The organism is Larkinella sp. VNQ87 (genome assembly GCF_049445795.1).
Taxonomy (GTDB): domain Bacteria; phylum Bacteroidota; class Bacteroidia; order Cytophagales; family Spirosomataceae; genus Larkinella.
This window is the reverse complement of record NZ_JBMSDT010000003.1, coordinates 90,557-109,784: the sequence shown is the minus strand read 5'-3', so window position 1 is coordinate 109,784 and position 19,228 is coordinate 90,557. Positions and strand designations below refer to the sequence as shown.

Sequence of the window (19,228 nt, the reverse complement as noted above, 5' to 3'; positions counted from 1 at the left end):
ACGTGAGGTAGAATTTATTCCTCATGTTCCCTGTAATTCTCTCTGTGATCTGTCAGTACGAGCTGGTCTTCAACAGACGACTTCGCTTAATACCCCGGGTTTTGTTTCGCTTCCGGATTATTGTCGGTTTCGCTCAGCGGAATTGGGAACAACAGGTTTTTATTGACATCAAAACCGAACTGGGTCGGCTGGTCGGAACTGAAGTCGAAGCCCGACGCTAGGTTGATCTGACCGCCCCGGTGCCACCGGCGCAGGTCGAACCAGCGGTGCGACTCTTCGCCCGCGAGTTCCAGAAACCGCTCCGTTCGGATCGCGTCCAGCGCCTGGGCGGCCGTCAGCGTGGTGGGCAGGTTGACCGGAACCGTACCGCCCGGCACCATGTTCCGCGCCCGCGTCCGGACCTGGTTGACCAACCCGATGGCGTCGGCCACCGAACCGCCCGACTGCACCAGGGCTTCGGCCTGCAGTAGCAGTACATCCGCGTAGCGCAGAATCCGGGCGTTATTGGCGGACGCGCCCGGGTTGGATGTTTTCAAGTCGCGGGTCCAGTATTTCCGAATGTCGCGGGTAGCGGGGTTGAGCGTCAGGTCGCGCCGGGGATCGGCAGGGTCGAACGCATCCACCAGCTTGCGGGTGGCAATGAAGCGGGGTGCCCCGAAAAGCAGCGAGTTGTTGGGTTCAAAAATACCCCAGAAACCCGAGGTGGAGCCGACGCCCCCCGGTTCGAAGTCATCGGGCAAGAAGACGTTATCGGTGCCGGGCGGCTGGCTGGCCTGAAACTCATAGAGCGATTCGGCATTGTTTTCGCGGTCAGCGGCAAAGTTATCGGCAAAGTTAGCCACCAGCGACCGGTTTCTGATCATGGCAAAAGCCGCCACGGCCGCCGTAAAATCCGCCGTGGTTTTGTTGATCGTTCCGCGAAACACCAGGCACTTCCCGAGCATCCCGTTGGCCGCATTGCTCGTGGCGCGTCCGGCATTGCGGGCGTCCCAGGTCTCAGGCAGCAGGTTGGCCGCTTCCGTAAAATCTTTAACCGCCTGGTCGAGCAACTGCCCGTCGGCCACCGAAGGCACGGTTACCTGATCGAGTGAACTCAGCCGCTCGGTCCGCAGGGGCGAGGTGCCGAAGGTGTTGGCCAACCAGAAATAGGCCAGACCGCGCAGAAAGAGCGCTTCGCCCCGGTGTCGATCCTGCAAACCGGCAGTCCGGTAAACACCGGCTGCCGCCGTATTGATTTTGTCGAGGGCGGTGTTGGCGCGGTAAATGATTCGGTACAGACTCACGTAGTAATTGGTCAGCGTGCCGACGTTGGGCTGGAGCGACGCAAAGGTTTCGAGCGGGTTGGCCCCGGTGGTTGTGATGTCGTCGCCGGGTAGGTGGCGCACCGAGTGGACATAGCCCCCGACGCGGTAATTGTACAGTTCGACCTGTTTGGCGTATACACCCCGGATCAGGGCTTCGAAATCCTGTTCGGTCGTAAAGAAACTGGCTTCGGTCGGGTTACCCGGCGCAACGTCCAGATTGTCCGGGTTACAGGCGCTCATTGCCAGAATCAGCGCCACGGTGTAAAGGATCGGTTTCATCGGTTTCATATATAAAGAGTGAAAGAGCGAATGAATGAAAGAGTGATTGAGCGAAAGAGTGGATGAGAGAAATGACAGCGTTCAGGCTTTGCCAATCGCTCTTTCACTCTTTAACCCTTTCGCTCTTTAAAAATTAACGTTCACGCCCAGAATCCAGGAACGGGCGGGCGGAATGGCGTCATTTTCCGGATCAAGGCCGGACCAGTTGGTGAACGTCAGGACGTTGTTGCCGGTCAGGTAAACGCGGACGTTGGAAAGCACCGTGCCCAGAATTGATTTGGGCAGCGTATAGCCTAGCTGAAGGTTTTTCAGCCGCATGAAACTGGCGTCTTCGACAAACCGGTCGGAAAACCGGTTGTTGCTGGCCGGATCGCCCTGTACGGCGCGGGGCAGCGTGGTCGACGGGTTCGAGGCTGTCCAGCGGTTGCGAACATCGGTCCAGTAGTTGATGTTTTCGGAGTTCATGCTGATCCCGGCCTGCCGCTCCGTGTTGATGTTCTGCACATCGCCCACGCCCTGAAAAAACAGCGAGAAGTCGAAGCCCCGGTAGGTGGCCCCCAGATTAACGCCGTAGAAAAAACCGGGGTTGTTGACGCTTCGGCCCAGAAACACCCGGTCGTTGGCGTTCACGATGCCGTCGCCGTTGGTGTCTTCAAAATAGGCATCGCCCGGCACCATGCGGTCGCCGTTGATAGCGTCTTTGGCCGCAGCCCCACTCGGCCGCGTGGCCTTGTAGGCATCGATTTCGCCCTGGTTCTGAAAAATTCCAGCGAATTTGTAGCCAAAAATGTAGCCAATCGGCTGGCCGATTTCGGTGCGGTTGTTACCACTCGTAAAGGCCAGATCGCGGTAGAGACCGGTAACGCGGTTGTTCACCGTCGTCAGGTTCCCGCCGATGTTGTAGGTCAGGTCGTTGCCGACTTTCCCGTTGTAGGTCACCTGAAACTCAAAACCGCTGTTGCGCACGGAAGCAATGTTGTTAGTCGGTGCCTGGCCGTCGTCGATACCCGCGCTGGCTGGCAGGGTCACCGTCTGCAGAATGCCCGAGGTTTTCTTGTCGTAGTATTCGACCGTGGCCGTGATGCGGTTTTCAAACAGGGAGGCATCAAACCCGATGTTGCGCGTCAGCACCCGCTCCCACGACAGATTACGTACGGGGATATTCGCGAGCCGGATGCCGTTTTGCAACCCGCCGATGGCATCGCCGTTAACGCCCGACCCGTAGGAATAGTCCGGGTTGAAGTTGACCAGGGAGACAAACGCGAACTGGGTGGTTTCCTGGTTCCCGATTTCGCCGATACCGGCCCGGATTTTCAGGTCCGTCAGCCACGTCAGCGGTTTTAGGAACGGTTCGGCCGAGATGCGCCAGGCCACGGCCAGTGAGGGGAACGTGCCCCAGCGGTAGTCGCGGTCGAAACGCGACGTGCCATCCCGCCGGATGGTGGCATCGAGGTAATATTTGCTCTTGTAGTGGTAGCTTAACCGGCCTAAATAGCCTTGAAGGGCGTTGTTTTCCGGAACCACGAGGGCCGTTGAATACGGAGTGGTATTAAGCAGGGCCAGGGCATCCGGGTTGTAGTAATTGATCTGGGTATTAAACGCCTGGGTGAAGTTTGAGCCATATTTCTGATCCATTGCATTGACCAGCAGATCCACCGAATGATCGCCGAACATGCGGGCATAATTGATGCTAAACTCCTTCACCAGGTTGTAATTGCGGGAAGTCCGTTGTTGAATCTGTCCTTTCGAGGTGCCGTTCGTCGCCGAGAAGGTGTTGACGAACGGCGAGGCAAACCGGTAGTATTCTACGCTCTGCCAGGTGTTCCGGACGTTGAGGTACCAGTCGGCGCTGAGGGTTCCTTTCAGTTTCAGGCCCCGAATCGGTTCAAGTTGCACGTAGGCCGACCCCAGATTGCGGAGCAGGCTGTAATCGGTCCGGCGCGTATCCCAGGCACCCAGCACGTTGGTCCGGGTAGCCGTGCCGTAAAGCAGCGCGTTGTTCGTGATCGTAAAAGGGCCGCCCCCAAGCGATACGAGTGTCGGGTTAAAATTGGGGTTCGGGTTGAACGTTGGGTTCACGACCTGCGCCAGGCCGTTGTACTGCGGCCGACCTTCCAAAGCCGTCAGCGGTTGCCAGGGCGCATACCGCCAGGCTGAAGCCAGGTCTGTCTGGCTGTTGTCGAGCGCATCGACGTAGCTCAGCCGGTTGGTCAGCCCGACTTCGATCAGCCGCCCGATCTTGCTGGTCAGGTTGAACGCCAGCGAATACCGCTTGAAGTTGTTCTGCTGAATCGGACTTTCGGTCCGGGCATACCCGCCCGACACGTAATACGTCGTCGACTCCGATCCGCCCGAAATTTTCGCGCTGTAATCTTCCGTAACCGCATTTTTGTTGACGATGGCCGACTGCCAGTCCTGCTGCGGCAGATTACCGAGGTAAGCCGCGCTGCCCTCGCGGTAAACGGTGGGCAGGTTGTTGGCCTGGGCCGGGTTGTTGGCGTACATCTCGCGAACCAGATCAACGTATTCCGGCAAATTGAGCACGTCATACCGGTTTGGCAGGTTTTGAACCCCGCGCGATGCCGCCACTTCCACCCGGGGCCGACCGGCTTTGCCGCGCTTCGTCGTGATCAGCACCACGCCGTTGGCTGCCCGCACCCCGTAGATAGCCGCCGAGGAGGCATCTTTCAGGACCGAAATGCTTTCAATGTCGTTGGGGTTAATCAGGTTCAGGATGTTGATGCTGCCGCGAATGTCCGTCGCCTGGGCCGAGTTGCCCGACTGCGGAGCGCCGTTGCCGTATTCCGTTACCGGAACGCCGTCGATTACATACAGCGGATCGTTGAATCCCAGCGTATTAACCCCCCGAATCCGGACCACCGGCCGGGCGTTGGGCGCTCCACCGGGTGTCGAGACAAAAACGCCGGGCAGTCGGCCCTGCATGGAAAGTTCGGGGTTAAGCGCTTTGGCCTTCACCAGATCGTCGGCCCCGACCACCGAAACCGCCCCGGTCAGGTCCTTCCGCTGGCGTTCGCCGTACCCGATTACCACCACTTCACTCAGTGAGCGTTCATCGGGCGTCATCCGCAGGTTCAGCACGGTATTCGAGCCCACCGTCAGGCTTTGGGTCTGGTAGCCTAAAAAACTGAACGCCAACACACTGCCCCCTCCTTCGACCGAAAGCCGGTAGTTGCCTTCCGCATCGGTGGTGGTGCCGTTGGTCGTGCCGCGCTCGGTGATGTTGACGCCGGGCAAGCCGTTATTGTTTTCGTCGGTAACGCGCCCGCTGACCTGCACCCGAACGATCTGCGGGCTTGGTACGGGCAGCGCGTTTGGGGATGCGGTTCCGGTTGTAAGGGGCGGGGTATTAAGCAGTTCAAGCCGTTGCGATTGGTCGGCGGGCCCCTCATTCCCGCGCTTCCCCGATTGGTTTTCCGGAACGATCAGATACGTATCCTTCCGGGTTTTAATTAGTTGCAAACCGCTGTCTTTGAGCAGGTTCCGAAGGCAATTTTCCACGCTCGCCGATCCGTTGAGCTTCGCCGTTTCGACCTGGCGCCCTGCCACCACGTTTTCGTTGAACACAATATTGACCCGGTAGCGGCTCTGCATTTCGAGCAGGGCATCCCGGAGTTTGATCAGGGTGGGCTGGTTGCCTTCTCCCTGCACAGCAGCGCGGTGATAGGCCAGCGTCTGGCCGTAGCAAAGGGGCGGAGCGCTCAGCAACAGCGCCAGGCCGACACTTCGGAATAAGGTTGAGCGTATAACTGGGTTCATACGGAATAGAATACTGACAAAGAGATGGTTGCTAGTTTTGGGATTGCAGCACAATGACCTGCTCCCGGCGTTCGGCCCGCAGGTTCAGGAGTTGCGTCAACATACTCAGGACTTCATCGGCGGTTTGGGCGGGGTAATTGCCCGACACTTGCAAAGCCGCCAGCGTGGCGTCGGGAATCAAAACCTCGACCCCGAAACGCTCCTGAATTTGCTCGGCGATGTCGCGGAGCGGGGTGCGATTAAAGACAAACCGGTGTTCTTTCCAGGCAGCATGATCGGCCACGGGCTGGGCCGACCGGCGCTGAAACGTCCCGCGAGCGTCGACGGTCACAACATCGCCCGGGCGGATGGCGAGCGGTTTTTGGGCGGTTTTCAGGGAGTGAAGGGCCACTTTGCCCCGGTTCAGCACGACTTTACTGCCCCGTTCGCGGCTGTAGACAATAAATTCGGTCCCCAGTACGCGCACTTCCAACTGGTCGGGCGTGTGAACAACAAACGGGCGGTCGTCGACGGTATGCACCACCGAGAATTCGGCTTCGCCCCACAGCCGGGCCTCGCGGGTGGGCAGCAGCGATAAAAAGCGCGGAAACCGTAACGTCGAATTAGCGTTCAGCACCACCCGGCTTCCATCGGGCAACGTAAGCGGGCGGGTTTCTCCGAAGGCCGTGGTGTAGGTTTGATAGAGCAGGGCCTCGCGCTGCCACCAGCCGACCAGGACCAGCAAGGCAACAGAGGCCGCCACCAGCCAGAGACGACCGGGGTCGATTGCCGTTGGCAGCTCAGCGGCCTGCTCATCGACGGGCGGTTTTTGAGCGGGTTCGGGGTTGATACGGGTCAGAAATTGCTGCCAGTCGGCGGTCGTATCCGGGAGCAGTTGCGGGTACTCTTTCTCCCACTCGTGCAACGCCTGGTAATAGCGCTCCACGTTGCCCTCTTCGCGCAGCCAATCGGCCAGCAACTGCTTTTGCAGGGGCGTTGCCTGACCGGAGAAGTTGGCCCATAAGACCGCTTTGACCTGATTGGGTTCCATGAGTTGGTTGTCGTTCTACTTACAAGACCCAAGGCCCACGGCTTACCCTACCTGCGAGGGGAAAAGATTTTTTGACAGGGTCGAAAACCGCCTTGCCAGCTTATTTAGAATTATCCAGAGAATTATTTCTAAGAATTGTAGAAATTAGAGGTAGGGTAAAGCTTCGCGCCGGGGTCTTATCATCAGAAGCAACCGCCTGTCGTCTGTGTCCGCCGATTCACCGTCTACGTCATCCGTTCCCGGGTCCCGGCCCCTCTGGCCCGACTCCCCTGCCCCGCAGCCGGGTGGTCAGGCCGTGCCCGACGATGAGCAATTCATTCGGCGAGTGTTCGAGCAGAATCCGCAAAAAGGCTGCGAACTGCTGTTTCGGGAATACTACGGGCCACTCTGTAGCCACGCCAGCCGGTTTGTTTACGCCCGCGAAATTGCCCGTGATCTGGTCAGCGATACGTTTTACGTCTTCTGGCAGAAAGAGTTGTACAAAGAGATTACGACCTCCTACCGGGCGTATTTGTACACCGCCGTCCGAAACCGCTCCATCAAGTACCTGCAACGGGAGTTTGGCAAACAAATCGCCGTGACTTACCTGGACCCGTCGGACGAACAGGATGTGCTGGGATCGGCTGAGGCTCTGACGCCGGAAGATCTACTGACGTACGACGAACTGCATAACCGCGTTGAGGTGGCCATCGGCGCCTTATCGCCCCAACGCCAGCGCGTGTTTTTGATGAACCGGTTTGAAGGCAAGAAATACCAGACCATTGCCGATGAATTGCAGATTTCCTTAAAGGCCGTGGAAGCGCACATCAGCAAGGCGCTGGCCAGCCTGCGGAAAGCGCTGCAAAACGACTAACCGACGCTTGATTAGGGTTGTCCGCAGGGAAAAACCGCCAGTGGACCGGCGTCTTTCTCGCTTTCGCGCACGAGCAATACCATCGTGTCAATCATCTGCTCGACCCGCTCCTGTCCCGCAATGGCGTGAAACTTCGCCCGCATCTCTTCGGTGCACTTGAAAACCGCTATCAGAAGTTGTTTCCCGCGTTCGTTCAGAAAAATGCGGCTCGAACGCGAATCCCGCTCGTCTTTGACGGTATAAATGTAGTTGTCATCCTCCAGGAGTTTGACAATTTTGCTCATCGCCTGCTTCGTGACACCCGCCCGTTTGGCCAGTTCATTGTTGGTGATACCGCCTTCCTCCAGATTACCCAGAAACGTAATGTAACTGGCTTTAAAATCCGTAAAGCCCAGCTCCGTAAGCCGTTGTTCGACATACCGGCCCAGAAAACGTTTCATTTTCGCCATGACGCGACCCAGGCTTCGTTCACGTACCTCGTAAAAAAGCTGAAAATCAAACGGTTGATCCGCCGTTAACTCTTCATTATACATAACAATCCTACTGTATACGTATGGGGTAGGCAAGTTACAATTTTTTCACAAAGGAATGATACCGTGTTACTTACCGTTGCCTCGCACCATTTCTAACTCTTATTAAAATTCCGTTAAAGTGTTCAAAAATTAGTCAATCTAGTTGACTAACTAAGACTGAGCACCTACTTTTGTACAAAAATAGTCAACTTGGTTTACTAAAACAAGACATTACAGTCATGGTATCAGAACAACCCACACCGGTCAAAAAATACCTGCCCCGGCTCCTGCTGCTCGTTGCGGTTATGGCGGCTGCATTCTACGGGTTTCAGTCGTATCGCTACAACTAGCATTACGAAACCACGGATAATGCGCAGATTGAAGGCAGCACGGCCCCAGTTCTGGCCCGGGTAGCCGGTTACGTGCAGCAGGTTTCCATCGAAGACTATGCCACTGTCAAACGCGGTCAACCGCTCATCACCATCGATCCGCAGGAGTACGAAGTGGCGCTGCAACAGGCCGAAGCCGATTATCAGCAAACGCTGGCCGACATTCAGACTGCCAAAGCCGATCTGCAAAACGCCCAGGCTAGTCTGCGGAACGTGCAGCAAAACCTGAAAGTAACCCAATCGAATGCCGAAGTTCAGGCGGCACGGGTTTCGAAGGCCACGAATGATCTGAAACGCGATGAAAACCTGTACAAAGGCCAGTCGCTGACCCAAAAACAACTCGACGACTCGCGCAACAACGCCGACGTGCAAACCCGGCAGTACGAAGCCAACGTTCAGCAAATTGGTCTGGCCAGAACGTCGGAAAACGTTGCACAGGCCGCCATTGCGAAAGCCCAGGCCAACATTCAGAAGGCTCAGGCGCTGTTGAAAGTGAAGCAAGCCGCCATCGACAATGCCAAACTCCGGCTCGGCTACGCCCGGATCACGGCCCCCATTGCCGGAAAAATCGGAAAGAAAAACGTGGTGGTTGGGCAATACGTCCAGCCTGGCCAGAACTTGTTCACGATTGTCAACGACTCGACCTTCTGGGTAATCGCCAACTTTAAGGAAACGCAACTGCAGCACATGCGGGTCGGGCAGCCGGTCGAGATCAAGATCGATGCCTACCCGGATCTGGACATAACCGGCAAAGTGGTTTCGCTCTCGGAAGCAACGGGAGCCAAGTTTGCCCTGCTTCCGCCGGACAATGCCTCCGGTAATTTCGTGAAGGTCACGCAGCGTGTTCCGGTCAAGATTGAAATCGAAAACCCGGCTAAGTATAAAGACCTGCTACGGGCCGGTTTGAGTACGGATGTGGCCGTAAAAGTACAATAACCCATGGCAGCAACAGGATTCAGACGCTGGATTGTCGTCATCACGACGGTTTCGGCGGCTATTCTGGAATTGATTGACACCTCAATTGTCAACGTCGGCCTGACCCAGATGGCGGGCAATCTGGGCGTGACGATTGAAGATATTTCGTGGGTGGTGACGGCTTACGCCATCGCGAACGTGATCATCATTCCGATGACTGGTTTTTTGCAAAGCTATTTTGGCCGGAAAAATTATTACATCGGCTCCATCATCCTATTCACGATTGCCTCCTACTTCTGCGGGATTGCCGACGATTTGTGGACACTGGTGGCTTTCCGGTTTTTGCAGGGCATCGGCGGGGGCGCTTTGCTCTCAACTTCTCAGGGCATTATGTACGACGCCTTTCCACCCAACCAGCGGGCCATTGCCTCAGCGGTTTTCGGCATGGGCATCGTGATGGGACCTACGCTCGGCCCCACGCTCGGCGGTTACATCATCGACAACTACCACTGGAGCTGGATGTTCTTCATCAACGTGCCGATCGGGATTCTGGCGGTTTTTCTGTGCTCGACCTTTGTCGAAAAACAGCCGAATGAGTTTGGCATCGACCGCAGCAAAATCCATATCGACCAGATCGGGATTTTGCTGCTGGCAGTCGGCATTGGCAGTTTGCAGTACGTCCTGGAACGCGGTGAAGCCGACGACTGGTTCGACGACCGGACCATTCTTTACTTAACCATTACAGCCGCCATTTCGATTCCGCTTTTTCTCTGGTGGGAGTTGAAAACCAAAAATCCGGTGATGGATTTGCGGGTGGTGAAAAACCGGAATCTGGCTGTCGGCTCTATTCTGGTATTCATCATCGGCTACGGTCTGTTCACCTCCATCCTGCTTTTTCCGCTGTTTGCGCAGCGCATCGTGGGGTACACCGCGACCAAAACCGGGAACATCCTGATTCCGGGCGGGGCCGTGGCGCTGATCATGTTTCCAGTGGTCGGGCGATCGATGGCCAGTGGCGTTTCTCCGCGCCTTTTCGCGATTCTCGGCTACCTGGCGTTCATTCTGTTCTGCTTCATGATGTCGAACCTGAACGCCGATGCGGGTGAGCGCGATTTTACCTGGGCGCTGCTGGTACGCGGGGCCGGTTTGGCGATGATCAACGCTCCGCTGATCAACCAGTCGATTTCGACCCTAAAACCGCAGGAATTGCCCACGGGCATTGCCTTCACGAACATGGTCCGGCAGTTGGGGGGCGCTTTCGGGGTTGCCATCACCAACACCTACATCGCCCAGCGCAGCGCCGTTCACCGCAGCGATCTGGTGTCGAACCTGCAACCCGGCGACCCGCTGACCACCGATCGGCTGAACACCCTGACACAGAGCCTGGCCGCCCGGGGCATGAACGCGATGGATGCGGTTTCGGGCGCGTACCGGAACCTCGACGCCATCATTACCAAGCAGGCGCTGATGATTTCGTACCTCGACACATTCCGGCTGGCGGGTCTGTTTTTCGTCGTGACCTTGCCCCTGCTGTTCCTGATGAAAAACAAAAAAATGGACCCGGCTGCGGCCAAAGCGGCTGCCGATGCCGCCCACTAACCGAATTACTCAAAAGGTCCGGATAGGTCTTATCCACCACTTTTTTTACCGAAGCCATGAAACGAATTCACATCGTGATCAGCGCCGTCCTGCTCTCGCTCAGCGCGCAGGCCCAGTCGGTTCCCGACGAGTTGCGGGCGCTGATCAACCAGGCCAATACCAATTTTCCGCGCCTGAAAGAGCAGGAGCAACAGGTTCGGGTGGGCGAAGTACACGTCGACATTGCCCGTTCGGCTTACCAGCCCAACATTACCGGAAACGGAAGCTACCAGTATCTGACGCCCGTTGCCAAAGCCACTCTACCGGTCAACGGCCGGGATGCGACCATCCAGTTTCAGCCGAATCATAATTTTAATGCCAACGTCGGCATCGGGCAAACGCTGTACGATTTCGGGCGCACCGACGCCAGCATCCGGCAGGCCGCCGATAACGTCCAGATTTTGAAACGAAACCTGGAGCTGACCCGCCAAAACCTCGGCTATCAGGTTGCGGCTGCTTATTACGGCGTCGGTTTTCTGCAAAAAAGCCTCGTCGTGCAGGATTCGGTGATTAGCGTGGCGGAGCGGAACATCCGGATTTTTGCAAACCGCTTACAGAATGGTGAAGCCTTACAGTATGATTTACTCACGCAGCAGGTCCGTTTGAAAGCCGCTCAAAATCGAAAAATTGATCTGCAAAACAATCTGGAGCGGCAGCGTGCGTTATTGACGTATCTGACCGGCAATTCAAATCCGGTCGTCAATCCGGTTGCTGTTCAGTTCGACGCCCAGGTTCAGCCCTTTACGCTGGAAGGCAGTCTGCAAACGGCGCAATCCACCAACAAAGAAGTACAACTAGCGCAAGACCGGGTCCGGGCGGCCGAAACCGATGTGATGGCGTATAGCCGCAGCGGTCGACCGAATCTAAGTTTCAGTGGCTCGGCGGGGTATCGGAACGGGTATCTGCCGGAAATCGGCACCATGAAATTCAACGTTGCCGCCGGAGTGAACCTGACGGTGCCGATTTATTCGGGCAAACGGTACAGCCTGCAAAACCAGGCCGCCCGGTTGAACCTGGATGCCAGCCGGCACGCCGTGGAGAACGCCAATGCGCAGTTACGGCAAAATCTGGAGCAGTTGAGCGCCGACATCCGGAGCAACCAGCAACGGCTCCAGAACCTGGAAACGCAGGTGTTGCAGGCCCGGAAGGCGCTGGAAATTGCGCAGGTTCGGTTGCAGTCCGGGGTGATTACGCCCGTGGAATTGCAGAGCGCCGAAACCGGTGTCGAGGAAGCCGAACTGGCCCGGTTGAATTACCAATACCAGTTAATCTTGAATCAATTGGAGTACAAACGACTCGTGGGCGAAAATTTGTAGCCGTTAGACGCGAAAAGTTCATTGTCTGGCAAACTAAAAATAAAATCAGACGGTTTTCTAAGCGTGGCACCCTCTACGAATAGCCGCTCTCACACACCAGCAGATCCTCGTCTGCGTTATTAGACAACCTGAAAACAGCTTACGACTATGAAAGATCGCGTAACCAACATTCTCAAAAACTTTGGCATTAAAGAATCGGCCATTCACCCTACCGTTCACTTTACGCGCGACCTCGGTCTTGACAGCCTGGATACAGTTGATTTGATTATGCAGTTGGAGCAGGAATTCGGCATCCGGATTCCCGACGAAGATTATCCGAAACTGATGACCTTCCAGGGCGTGGTCGACTACCTGCAAACCGAGCAGCACGTCGCCATGGAAGCGTAATCGCTGACGATACCCCAACCAAAAAGCCGGAATGACCTGCGGGTCGTTCCGGCTTTTTGGTTGGGGTTAATTAGATATTTTGTCAGCGTTCTCGATCATTTTATCGGATAATTTGCACAGAATCTGTGCAAATTATCCGATAAAATGCACAAACACCAGAAACTCAGCCAGAATTCCGTTTTTTATACCTCCATGCTGACCAACGCACTCCCGCGTAAAACCGGGACGACGTCATACAGATCGTGTTGCAGACAGTAGATAATGTCTTTGTGGATGCTCAGCCGGTGGAGCCGCCGGACGTGGGAGGAATTCGCCAGAAAACTGGGCAGATCGTTTTTACCCTGCTCATACAACCGCCAGGCCATCAAGCCGCTGTCTTCCGGAATCATGTACTGATCTTTCAGCCGCTCGATCAAGGCACCGGCAAACAGCGTGTCTTCCAGGTTGACGCGCCCTTTCCAGCCCGCGCACAACACCAGCACGTCGTACCGCTCCCCGCGCAAAAACCGTACAATCGCTTCCAGGTTCAGGAACGACCCGACCAGCACCTTCACGGCATTCCGCGAGCGCGTGATGGCGTACGTGCCGTTGGTGGTGGTCATGGCGATGTTGGCTCCAATCAGCCCCTCGTCCATGTAGCTGAACGGCGAGTTGTCCAGATCGAAGCCTTCGACCATTTTGGCGTTCCGTTCGGCGGCTGCCAGGTAGCCCCGGCCCTGCAACTGGCTGCACTCCTCGACCGTCGCCACCGGAATGATGCTGTTGACACCGTGGGCAAAGGCCGTCACCATGCACGACGTGGCCCGGAACACGTCGGCCACGACGACAATGGAGTTTTCAAGCGAATCGGTATGAAGATGGAGTAAATCGGGAGTCAGGCAGACGTCGATGGTTTTCATGATCGGGAACCGTTCGTACCCACGGACTTTAGTCCGTGTTTTGGGAGTTTATTCCATCTAACTGGTCATATTAACTCTCACGGACTAAAGTCCGTGGGTACGGAACAAACAAATTTTATTTTTTCACGAATGGGATTTTCACAACCTGGGCTTTCAGCAGCCGGTCGCGGACTTTGACGAAGATTTCGGAACCCGGTTTGCTGTATTCGGTCGGGACGTAGCCCATCCCGATGCCTTTGCCGAGCGTCGGCGACTGCGTGCCGGAGGTCACCTCGCCGATCCGGTTGCCCTCGGCGTCGCAGAGTTCGTAGTGGCTGCGCGGAATGCCCCGGTCGATGAGCTCGAAGCCGACCAGCTTGCGGCTCAGGCCCGCATTTTTCTGCTGTTGCAACTTCTCCGAATTGACAAACGGCTTGGTAAACTTGGTCACCCAGCCCAGACCAGCTTCCAGCGGAGAAACCGTATCATCGACATCGTTCCCGTAGAGGCAGTAGCCCATTTCGAGCCGCAGCGTATCGCGCGCGCCCAGGCCAATCGGCTTGATGCCGTACGGTTCGCCCGCTTGCATGATCGCGTTCCAGACGCCTTCGGCCTGCTCGTTGGCGACATAAATCTCAAAACCGCCCGCGCCGGTGTAGCCCGTTGCCGACACGATCACGTTCGGAAAACCGGCAAAGTCGGTTTTTTCAAACGTATAATACGACATCGAATCCAGTTTGACGTTCGTCAGCGGTTGCAACGCCTGAGCCGCCAGCGGCCCCTGCACGGCAAACAGGCAGGTTTCGTCGGAAATATTGACCAGCTCGGCACCAAACTCGTTCTGGCTCACGATCCAGTTCCAGTCCTTCTCGATGTTCGACGCGTTGACGACCAGCAGGAACTCAATCGGGCTGATCTGGTAAATCAGCAGATCATCGACTACCCCGCCCTGCTCGTTGGGCAAATAGCTGTATTGTACCTTGCCGTCGTAGAGCAGCGTAGCATCGTTGGCCGACACTTTCTGAATCAGGTCGAGGGCTTTTTCGCCTTTCAGGATAAATTCGCCCATGTGTGACACGTCGAAAATCCCAACGCCATTGCGGACGGTCTGGTGTTCTTCGATATCGGACGAATACCGGACCGGCATCAAAAAACCGGCAAACGGCACCATTTTTGCCCCAAGTTGTACGTGAATCGATTCGAGCGGTATGTGCTTTACTTCCATGAGAACGGAAAAATGAGATGCTACCGGGTTTCGGTTCGGCGCAGCAACGGCGCTCCGTTATTTTCACCCGACTTACAAAACTACCGAATTGTTCACGGTTTTCCATGTTCACCTTCTTCCGCTACCGGTTTCTGGTCCTGTTCATCTTTTTACTTGTCCATCAATACGTGCTTGCTCAAACGACCATCCGAGGACAGGTTCGCGTTGAGGGTGACGAAAAACCGGTTTCCTACGCGCTGATTACCGAACCACAACACCGCTTCGGCACGTACGCCGACGCTCAGGGCCAGTTCACAGCCCGCATTCCGGAAGGCATTGATTCCCTTTTAATTAGCTGCGTCGGTTTTGAAAGCCTAGCGCTACCGCTAACCGGTTTGCGCGACTCGACCCTCTACCGGCTGCGTCCGAAACCGAACGTGCTGACCGAGGTGGTGGTGAAAGGTCAGAAGCCCCGGCTGGCGACGGTCGGGGCGCTGCGGAAACGCGCCCCGATTGTCTGGGGCAACTGCTCGGGCCGGAACATCGAATTTGCGCTGTACGTCCGGAATCCGAACGGGCTGCGCGGCTACCTGCACCGGGTTTCGTACCTGATTGCGCGCGGGGGCGTCCCGACGGCCCCGTTCCGGGTGCGGGTGTATGCCAACACGGATGGCGAACCGGGCGAAGACTTGCTGCCGCAGAGCGTGATCTCGGCCGGGCGACGCGGCAACACCTGGTGCGAAGTCGATCTGTCGCGCTTCCAGATTGCGTTTCCGAAAGAGGGCCTGTTCATCGCGATGGAGTGGCTCCCGACCGACGAAGCCCGTTACCAGTTTTCGACTTCGTTCAAGATGCCCGACGGCCAGAAGAACGTCCGGGCGTGTTTCGGGCAGTACCTGGCGTTTTCGCGGGAATTGCGCCCGGCCACCTATTGGGAGCGCATCAACGGCGGCACCTGGCGACGCAACGCCCCCCTCTCCCGCGTCGGTTTCGGCGAACACCCGGTGATCCAGGCTAGGATTGCGCTGGAGTGAAGGACGTTGTCAACAAATTAGATTGTACAAGAAAAAGAAATCTTCAATTCTTTGATTAATTGAAAATCATCAATCCACCGAACGCCCATATTATCACATACATTAGGAATTTTAACTTTTAGAGACCTTAAATCAGTAATTTTTTCTTCTTTTGTTACTACGCAGGCACGCTCATTTAGTGCATGAGCAATTACCCAAGGATCGGCTAAAGATCTGCCCTTAGTACTATCTACTAGACGACGATGTGCAGGATCTTTTATAAAAATATCACTCAAACATTTAGTAACCTTACCATCTGTTTTCCTAATAGGGATTCTACTACTTTTTAACCATAAAGAAAGTTCGTCTTCTGTAACTGTTATTTCTTCATATACTTGCTCTGGTATAAATATTACATTTGATCTGCCTAATTTATCAAGCAGTTCCCAATAACTAGGACATATATCGACAGAGTAGTATTTTTGCCATGGTACAATAAGCACGTTGGCATCTAAACAATACTTTTGATGCAACATAGCTATTTTATAAAAGCTTCAAGTTTATAAAAATTATTCGTCTTAACATTTAGTAAACGGCTTGCTTGTGTTGGTTCAATTCTACCTCCTCTATAGGCATCAAGAACAATTTGTGTAAACAAACGACTATTCTTACCTACTTGGAGAAGATAAAAGTTAGGACCACCTGATTTTTTTTCTTTCCGTTCAGCTAATTTCAATTCCTCGGCTTGAATATAAGCTTTAAAATCTTTATCCGCCTTACGTTTTAGACCTTGGTATTCGACATAGTTTATTAAACCTGCATTTAAAGCTCTCACAAGAAGCACAGAATAGCTTATTCCCAATTTTTTTGTAACATGAGTAATTGTCGACTTATCAATTATGTTTTCTTTCGTTAAGGATTTTATAATTACATCAGGTATCAATGCTAGAGCTGCTACTTGGTTGCAAAAAAGCTCCACCGGATGTAAATTATCTTTCATTCTAACATCTACTTCTGTAGTATTAGATATACCGGATTGAGCAATCCAAATATGAGCTATTTCATGAACTAAAGTGAAAAGCTGAGGTGCATTCCAATCATCTGAGTTAACAAACACAAAAGGCGCATATTTATCTGAAATAGCAAAGCCCTTCAATTCATCACTGTCTAGCTTTAGCTTTGGATGAATATAGCTACTTTTTGAAATAAATATACCTTTTTTTTCTGCGCAATCAATCCAGTTCTTAATAGGATTATTATTCTTATAAGCTAAAGGATTTATGCCCAATAAAGATAATATATCGTTTGCAACTATAGATGGACTGTCATTAATAGAAAACTTACCTACAAAAGATAATGCTTCTTCTCCATTCTCTGCAAACAACTCACTTATCCAAGCTTGTCTTTGCTGGACTTCGCGTATCATGAAGATTGAAGCGGTACTAAGCGGTTTAAAATTATCTCTTCTATAATCTTGAAGCGGCTGGAAGTCAGTTGGAGGTTCTGGCAGAAAAAAGATAGCAAATGACCGTTTATATAATTTAGCTAAATTCTGCGCTTGAGCAATTGTAGGGTGCTCTACCCCTTCCTCCCAAGAATTTAATTTCTCAGGTTTTATATTAATCTTTTTAGCAGCATCAATAATGGATATTCTAGCAGACTCTCTAGCCCACTTTAAAACTTTTGGAGTAATATATGCTTTATCTGCCATTGCCTATATATAACGTGCAAGCTAATATTTAGCACATATATAACCAACAATGAAAATATATTTTTCTTAACTACCAAATTCAGAATTAAGTCAACTTAGTTGTTTTTCCCCTTCAATCCTTCGCCGGCTTCCCGCCCGGCAACCGGCTTTTGAGCCAGGAAATCTGGCCCCGGTGGTTGGATTCGTGCTCGCAGACGTGGAACCACTTCCAGTAGGTGTTAATCGACATTTTTGACTCCTTCGACCAAACCGGGTCCACGGCCAGCAGCCAGGCGTCGTCTTTGGTTTTGAGTTCGGCCAGCGTTTTTTGCCGCACCGACGCCAGCTTGTCGAGGTAAAACGGCAACTCGTGGCCTTTGATCTCCTTGCGCCCGGCGTCGCCCAGTTCCATGGCCGCATTCCACTCTTTCTTCTCGGCCTCGTTAAACTCCTGCCGCCCTTCAAACGTGTTGACCTGGTAGAACTTTTCCACGGCCGCCAGGTGCAGCAGCAAACTGCCGATGGTGTTGGCGTTTGCGTCGAACAGGAAATCGAGTTGCGCCATCGTCAGGTTTTTCACCGACCGGACAATCGTATCCCGGTTGTAATTCAGCATCGACACCAGCGTCCCGATCTGCGGGCTGTAGCCTTTCAGCGGGCCGATAAACAGCAGACTTTCGTCGGGCGCGGGGCGGTGGGCCGTGGCGGTTTCGGGAAACAGGCTCAGGCTGGCAGCGGCCGTCAGGCCACAATTCATGAACGATCGGCGAGAGAAACGGTTGGTCGGCATCGGTTTAGCAGGAGAAGCCAGGCCGGTCGTTCGGCCTGGTCCCTCAAGATACACAAACCCGTGGCAGAGTTGGCGTCCTTTTTATTGAACGTAAAACCGGTCACGAAAAAGCCCCGGCGGTGGCGGCCGGGGCTTCGTTTTATCGGTAGGCTGCGTTAGCTGACCAGAAAGTTGACGGCCTGTTTGAGCGTCCGCTCATTGCCGGTTTCCGGATCGTTGTACGACCGCTCGCCGACGTCAATCGTCAGTTGTTTCCCCATCAATTGTTTGGTGTCCAGTTCTTTGCCTTCCTGTGCTTTAATGCCGACTTCCTCGAACAGCCGGACGATGGCCGACATCCCGGCCTGCGACTGGTAAAACCGCTGGGAAACGTAGCCGTCTTCGTTCTCAAACCGAACCGCGAAAAAGGGAATGCCTTTATGCTCACTAACGCCCTCCTCAATGTGCGTGATCGTCACGGTCTGGCGACCATCCGCCAAAACCGCTTTGTCCTGCCCTTCTTCTACTGCAATTTTCATAGCGTTGCTTTTGTATTTGATTTGTATTATAAACTGGAAGGAGTTGCCTTTGTTTAAAAACCTGCTCTTTGAATAACTTATTTGGATAGTTTTTCTGATTGGCCCAACTCAACTATATTTCAAGTATATTACAGCAAGCCAACTTCTAGACGCTGCTCCCAAAGTTATTTCGCAGAGTTTATCAGAGGAAATCAGAGATGAGCGGAGGGGAAAACCGTAAGGGAAGCCTTTCAATCGGTTTTTAAATCCTTTTGGTGTTTTGGCGCTTAGAGGAATAGACGGTTTTCTTTCGAGCATATGTGGATTGTTTTTTCGTTGTTGGCTGCGATGGCGTCGGCCGTTGTGGTGACGCTTTCTAAAGCGGGGATTAAAAATGTGGATTCCAGTCTGGCGTTTGCCATTCAGTCGGTTTGCATCGTGCTGGTTTCGTGGGGCGTCGTCATCGGGCAGGGGAATCTGCCGGACATCAGCCGAATCGAACGGCGGGTCTGGATGTATCTGCTCATTGCGGGCGTCATTACCTGCGTCTCGTCGCTGCTCTCGTTCCGTGCCCTGAAGCTGGGCGATGCGGCCCGCGCGTCTCCGCTCGACAAGGTTTCGCTGGTCTTTACGATCCTCCTGGCGGTTTTGTTTTTGAAGGAAAAAGTGAACTGGCAACTCATCGTCGGGGCCGTGCTGATGGCCGCCGGAGCGGTGATGATCGCCCTGTCGCGGGGTGGGGAATGACCCGGTTTT

The 19,228-nt window shown here is 54.2% G+C and carries 17 protein-coding genes; 7 read left to right on the top strand and 10 right to left on the bottom strand.

Going from position 1 to position 19,228, the window contains the following annotated elements:
* Positions 1-86: 86 nt before the first annotated feature.
* The 3 genes from ACO2Q8_RS05580 to ACO2Q8_RS05570 form a co-directional block, all read right to left on the bottom strand.
* Positions 87-1,583, bottom strand: coding sequence for a RagB/SusD family nutrient uptake outer membrane protein (locus ACO2Q8_RS05580; protein ID WP_423343804.1), 1,497 nt, complete (start codon positions 1,581-1,583; stop codon positions 87-89).
* Positions 1,584-1,709: 126 nt separating this feature from the next.
* Positions 1,710-5,360, bottom strand: a complete 3,651-nt coding sequence (locus tag ACO2Q8_RS05575; RefSeq protein ID WP_423343803.1) for a SusC/RagA family TonB-linked outer membrane protein — start codon at positions 5,358-5,360, stop codon at positions 1,710-1,712.
* A gap of 31 nt (positions 5,361-5,391) precedes the next feature.
* Positions 5,392-6,390, bottom strand: a complete 999-nt coding sequence (locus ACO2Q8_RS05570; RefSeq protein ID WP_423343802.1) for a FecR family protein — start codon at positions 6,388-6,390, stop codon at positions 5,392-5,394.
* Positions 6,391-6,595: 205 nt separating this feature from the next.
* Here ACO2Q8_RS05570 and ACO2Q8_RS05565 point away from each other — a divergent pair, with 205 nt between their 5' ends.
* The gene (locus ACO2Q8_RS05565) at positions 6,596-7,243 is read left to right on the top strand and encodes an RNA polymerase sigma-70 factor (RefSeq protein WP_423343801.1); all 648 of its coding nucleotides are present in this window, start codon (positions 6,596-6,598) and stop codon (positions 7,241-7,243) included.
* Positions 7,244-7,254: 11 nt separating this feature from the next.
* Here the strand turns inward: ACO2Q8_RS05565 and ACO2Q8_RS05560 are convergent, their stop codons facing one another.
* Positions 7,255-7,776 carry a MarR family winged helix-turn-helix transcriptional regulator gene (locus ACO2Q8_RS05560; protein ID WP_423343800.1) on the bottom strand — a complete coding sequence of 174 codons (522 nt, stop codon included), beginning with the start codon at positions 7,774-7,776 and terminating at the stop codon, positions 7,255-7,257.
* Positions 7,777-8,132: 356 nt separating this feature from the next.
* Between ACO2Q8_RS05560 and ACO2Q8_RS05555 the strand changes: the two genes are divergently transcribed.
* The 4 genes from ACO2Q8_RS05555 to acpP all read left to right on the top strand — a co-directional run bounded on the left by ACO2Q8_RS05555 (position 8,133) and on the right by acpP (position 12,400).
* Positions 8,133-9,080: an HlyD family secretion protein gene (locus tag ACO2Q8_RS05555; RefSeq protein WP_423344141.1), complete on the top strand. Its 948-nt coding sequence runs from the start codon at positions 8,133-8,135 to the stop codon at positions 9,078-9,080.
* Positions 9,081-9,083: 3 nt separating this feature from the next.
* Entirely contained in the window at positions 9,084-10,658 is a 1,575-nt protein-coding gene (locus ACO2Q8_RS05550) for a DHA2 family efflux MFS transporter permease subunit (RefSeq protein WP_423343799.1), read from the top strand.
* A 56-nt stretch (positions 10,659-10,714) separates the two neighbouring features.
* Positions 10,715-12,013, top strand: a complete 1,299-nt coding sequence (locus ACO2Q8_RS05545) for a TolC family protein (protein ID WP_423343798.1) — start codon at positions 10,715-10,717, stop codon at positions 12,011-12,013.
* A 147-nt stretch (positions 12,014-12,160) separates the two neighbouring features.
* Positions 12,161-12,400 carry an acyl carrier protein gene (gene acpP, locus ACO2Q8_RS05540; RefSeq protein WP_423343797.1) on the top strand — a complete coding sequence of 80 codons (240 nt, stop codon included), beginning with the start codon at positions 12,161-12,163 and terminating at the stop codon, positions 12,398-12,400.
* Positions 12,401-12,582: 182 nt separating this feature from the next.
* On the opposite strand, the gene ACO2Q8_RS05535 is transcribed toward acpP, so the two are convergent.
* Both ACO2Q8_RS05535 and gcvT read right to left on the bottom strand, forming a co-directional pair.
* Complete coding sequence (locus ACO2Q8_RS05535; RefSeq protein ID WP_423343796.1) at positions 12,583-13,299, bottom strand: 2-phosphosulfolactate phosphatase; 717 nt, start codon at positions 13,297-13,299, stop codon at positions 12,583-12,585.
* A gap of 115 nt (positions 13,300-13,414) precedes the next feature.
* Positions 13,415-14,503 carry a glycine cleavage system aminomethyltransferase GcvT gene (gcvT, locus tag ACO2Q8_RS05530; protein WP_423343795.1) on the bottom strand — a complete coding sequence of 363 codons (1,089 nt, stop codon included), beginning with the start codon at positions 14,501-14,503 and terminating at the stop codon, positions 13,415-13,417.
* A gap of 104 nt (positions 14,504-14,607) precedes the next feature.
* Here gcvT and ACO2Q8_RS05525 point away from each other — a divergent pair, with 104 nt between their 5' ends.
* On the top strand, positions 14,608-15,516 hold the full coding sequence (locus tag ACO2Q8_RS05525) for a carboxypeptidase-like regulatory domain-containing protein (RefSeq protein WP_423343794.1): 909 nt from the start codon (positions 14,608-14,610) through the stop codon (positions 15,514-15,516).
* Positions 15,517-15,533: 17 nt separating this feature from the next.
* Here the strand turns inward: ACO2Q8_RS05525 and ACO2Q8_RS05520 are convergent, their stop codons facing one another.
* From ACO2Q8_RS05520 to ACO2Q8_RS05505, 4 genes are all read right to left on the bottom strand, one after another.
* Complete coding sequence (locus tag ACO2Q8_RS05520; protein ID WP_423343793.1) at positions 15,534-16,031, bottom strand: DUF4411 family protein; 498 nt, start codon at positions 16,029-16,031, stop codon at positions 15,534-15,536.
* Between the two features lie 2 nt (positions 16,032-16,033).
* Positions 16,034-17,206 carry an XRE family transcriptional regulator gene (locus ACO2Q8_RS05515; RefSeq protein ID WP_423343792.1) on the bottom strand — a complete coding sequence of 391 codons (1,173 nt, stop codon included), beginning with the start codon at positions 17,204-17,206 and terminating at the stop codon, positions 16,034-16,036.
* A 112-nt stretch (positions 17,207-17,318) separates the two neighbouring features.
* Positions 17,319-17,975 carry a DinB family protein gene (locus ACO2Q8_RS05510; RefSeq protein ID WP_423343791.1) on the bottom strand — a complete coding sequence of 219 codons (657 nt, stop codon included), beginning with the start codon at positions 17,973-17,975 and terminating at the stop codon, positions 17,319-17,321.
* A gap of 155 nt (positions 17,976-18,130) precedes the next feature.
* Positions 18,131-18,493 carry a hypothetical protein gene (locus tag ACO2Q8_RS05505; protein ID WP_423343790.1) on the bottom strand — a complete coding sequence of 121 codons (363 nt, stop codon included), beginning with the start codon at positions 18,491-18,493 and terminating at the stop codon, positions 18,131-18,133.
* A gap of 297 nt (positions 18,494-18,790) precedes the next feature.
* Between ACO2Q8_RS05505 and ACO2Q8_RS05500 the strand changes: the two genes are divergently transcribed.
* Positions 18,791-19,219, top strand: coding sequence for an EamA family transporter (locus ACO2Q8_RS05500; protein WP_423343789.1), 429 nt, complete (start codon positions 18,791-18,793; stop codon positions 19,217-19,219).
* Positions 19,220-19,228 lie beyond the last annotated feature (9 nt).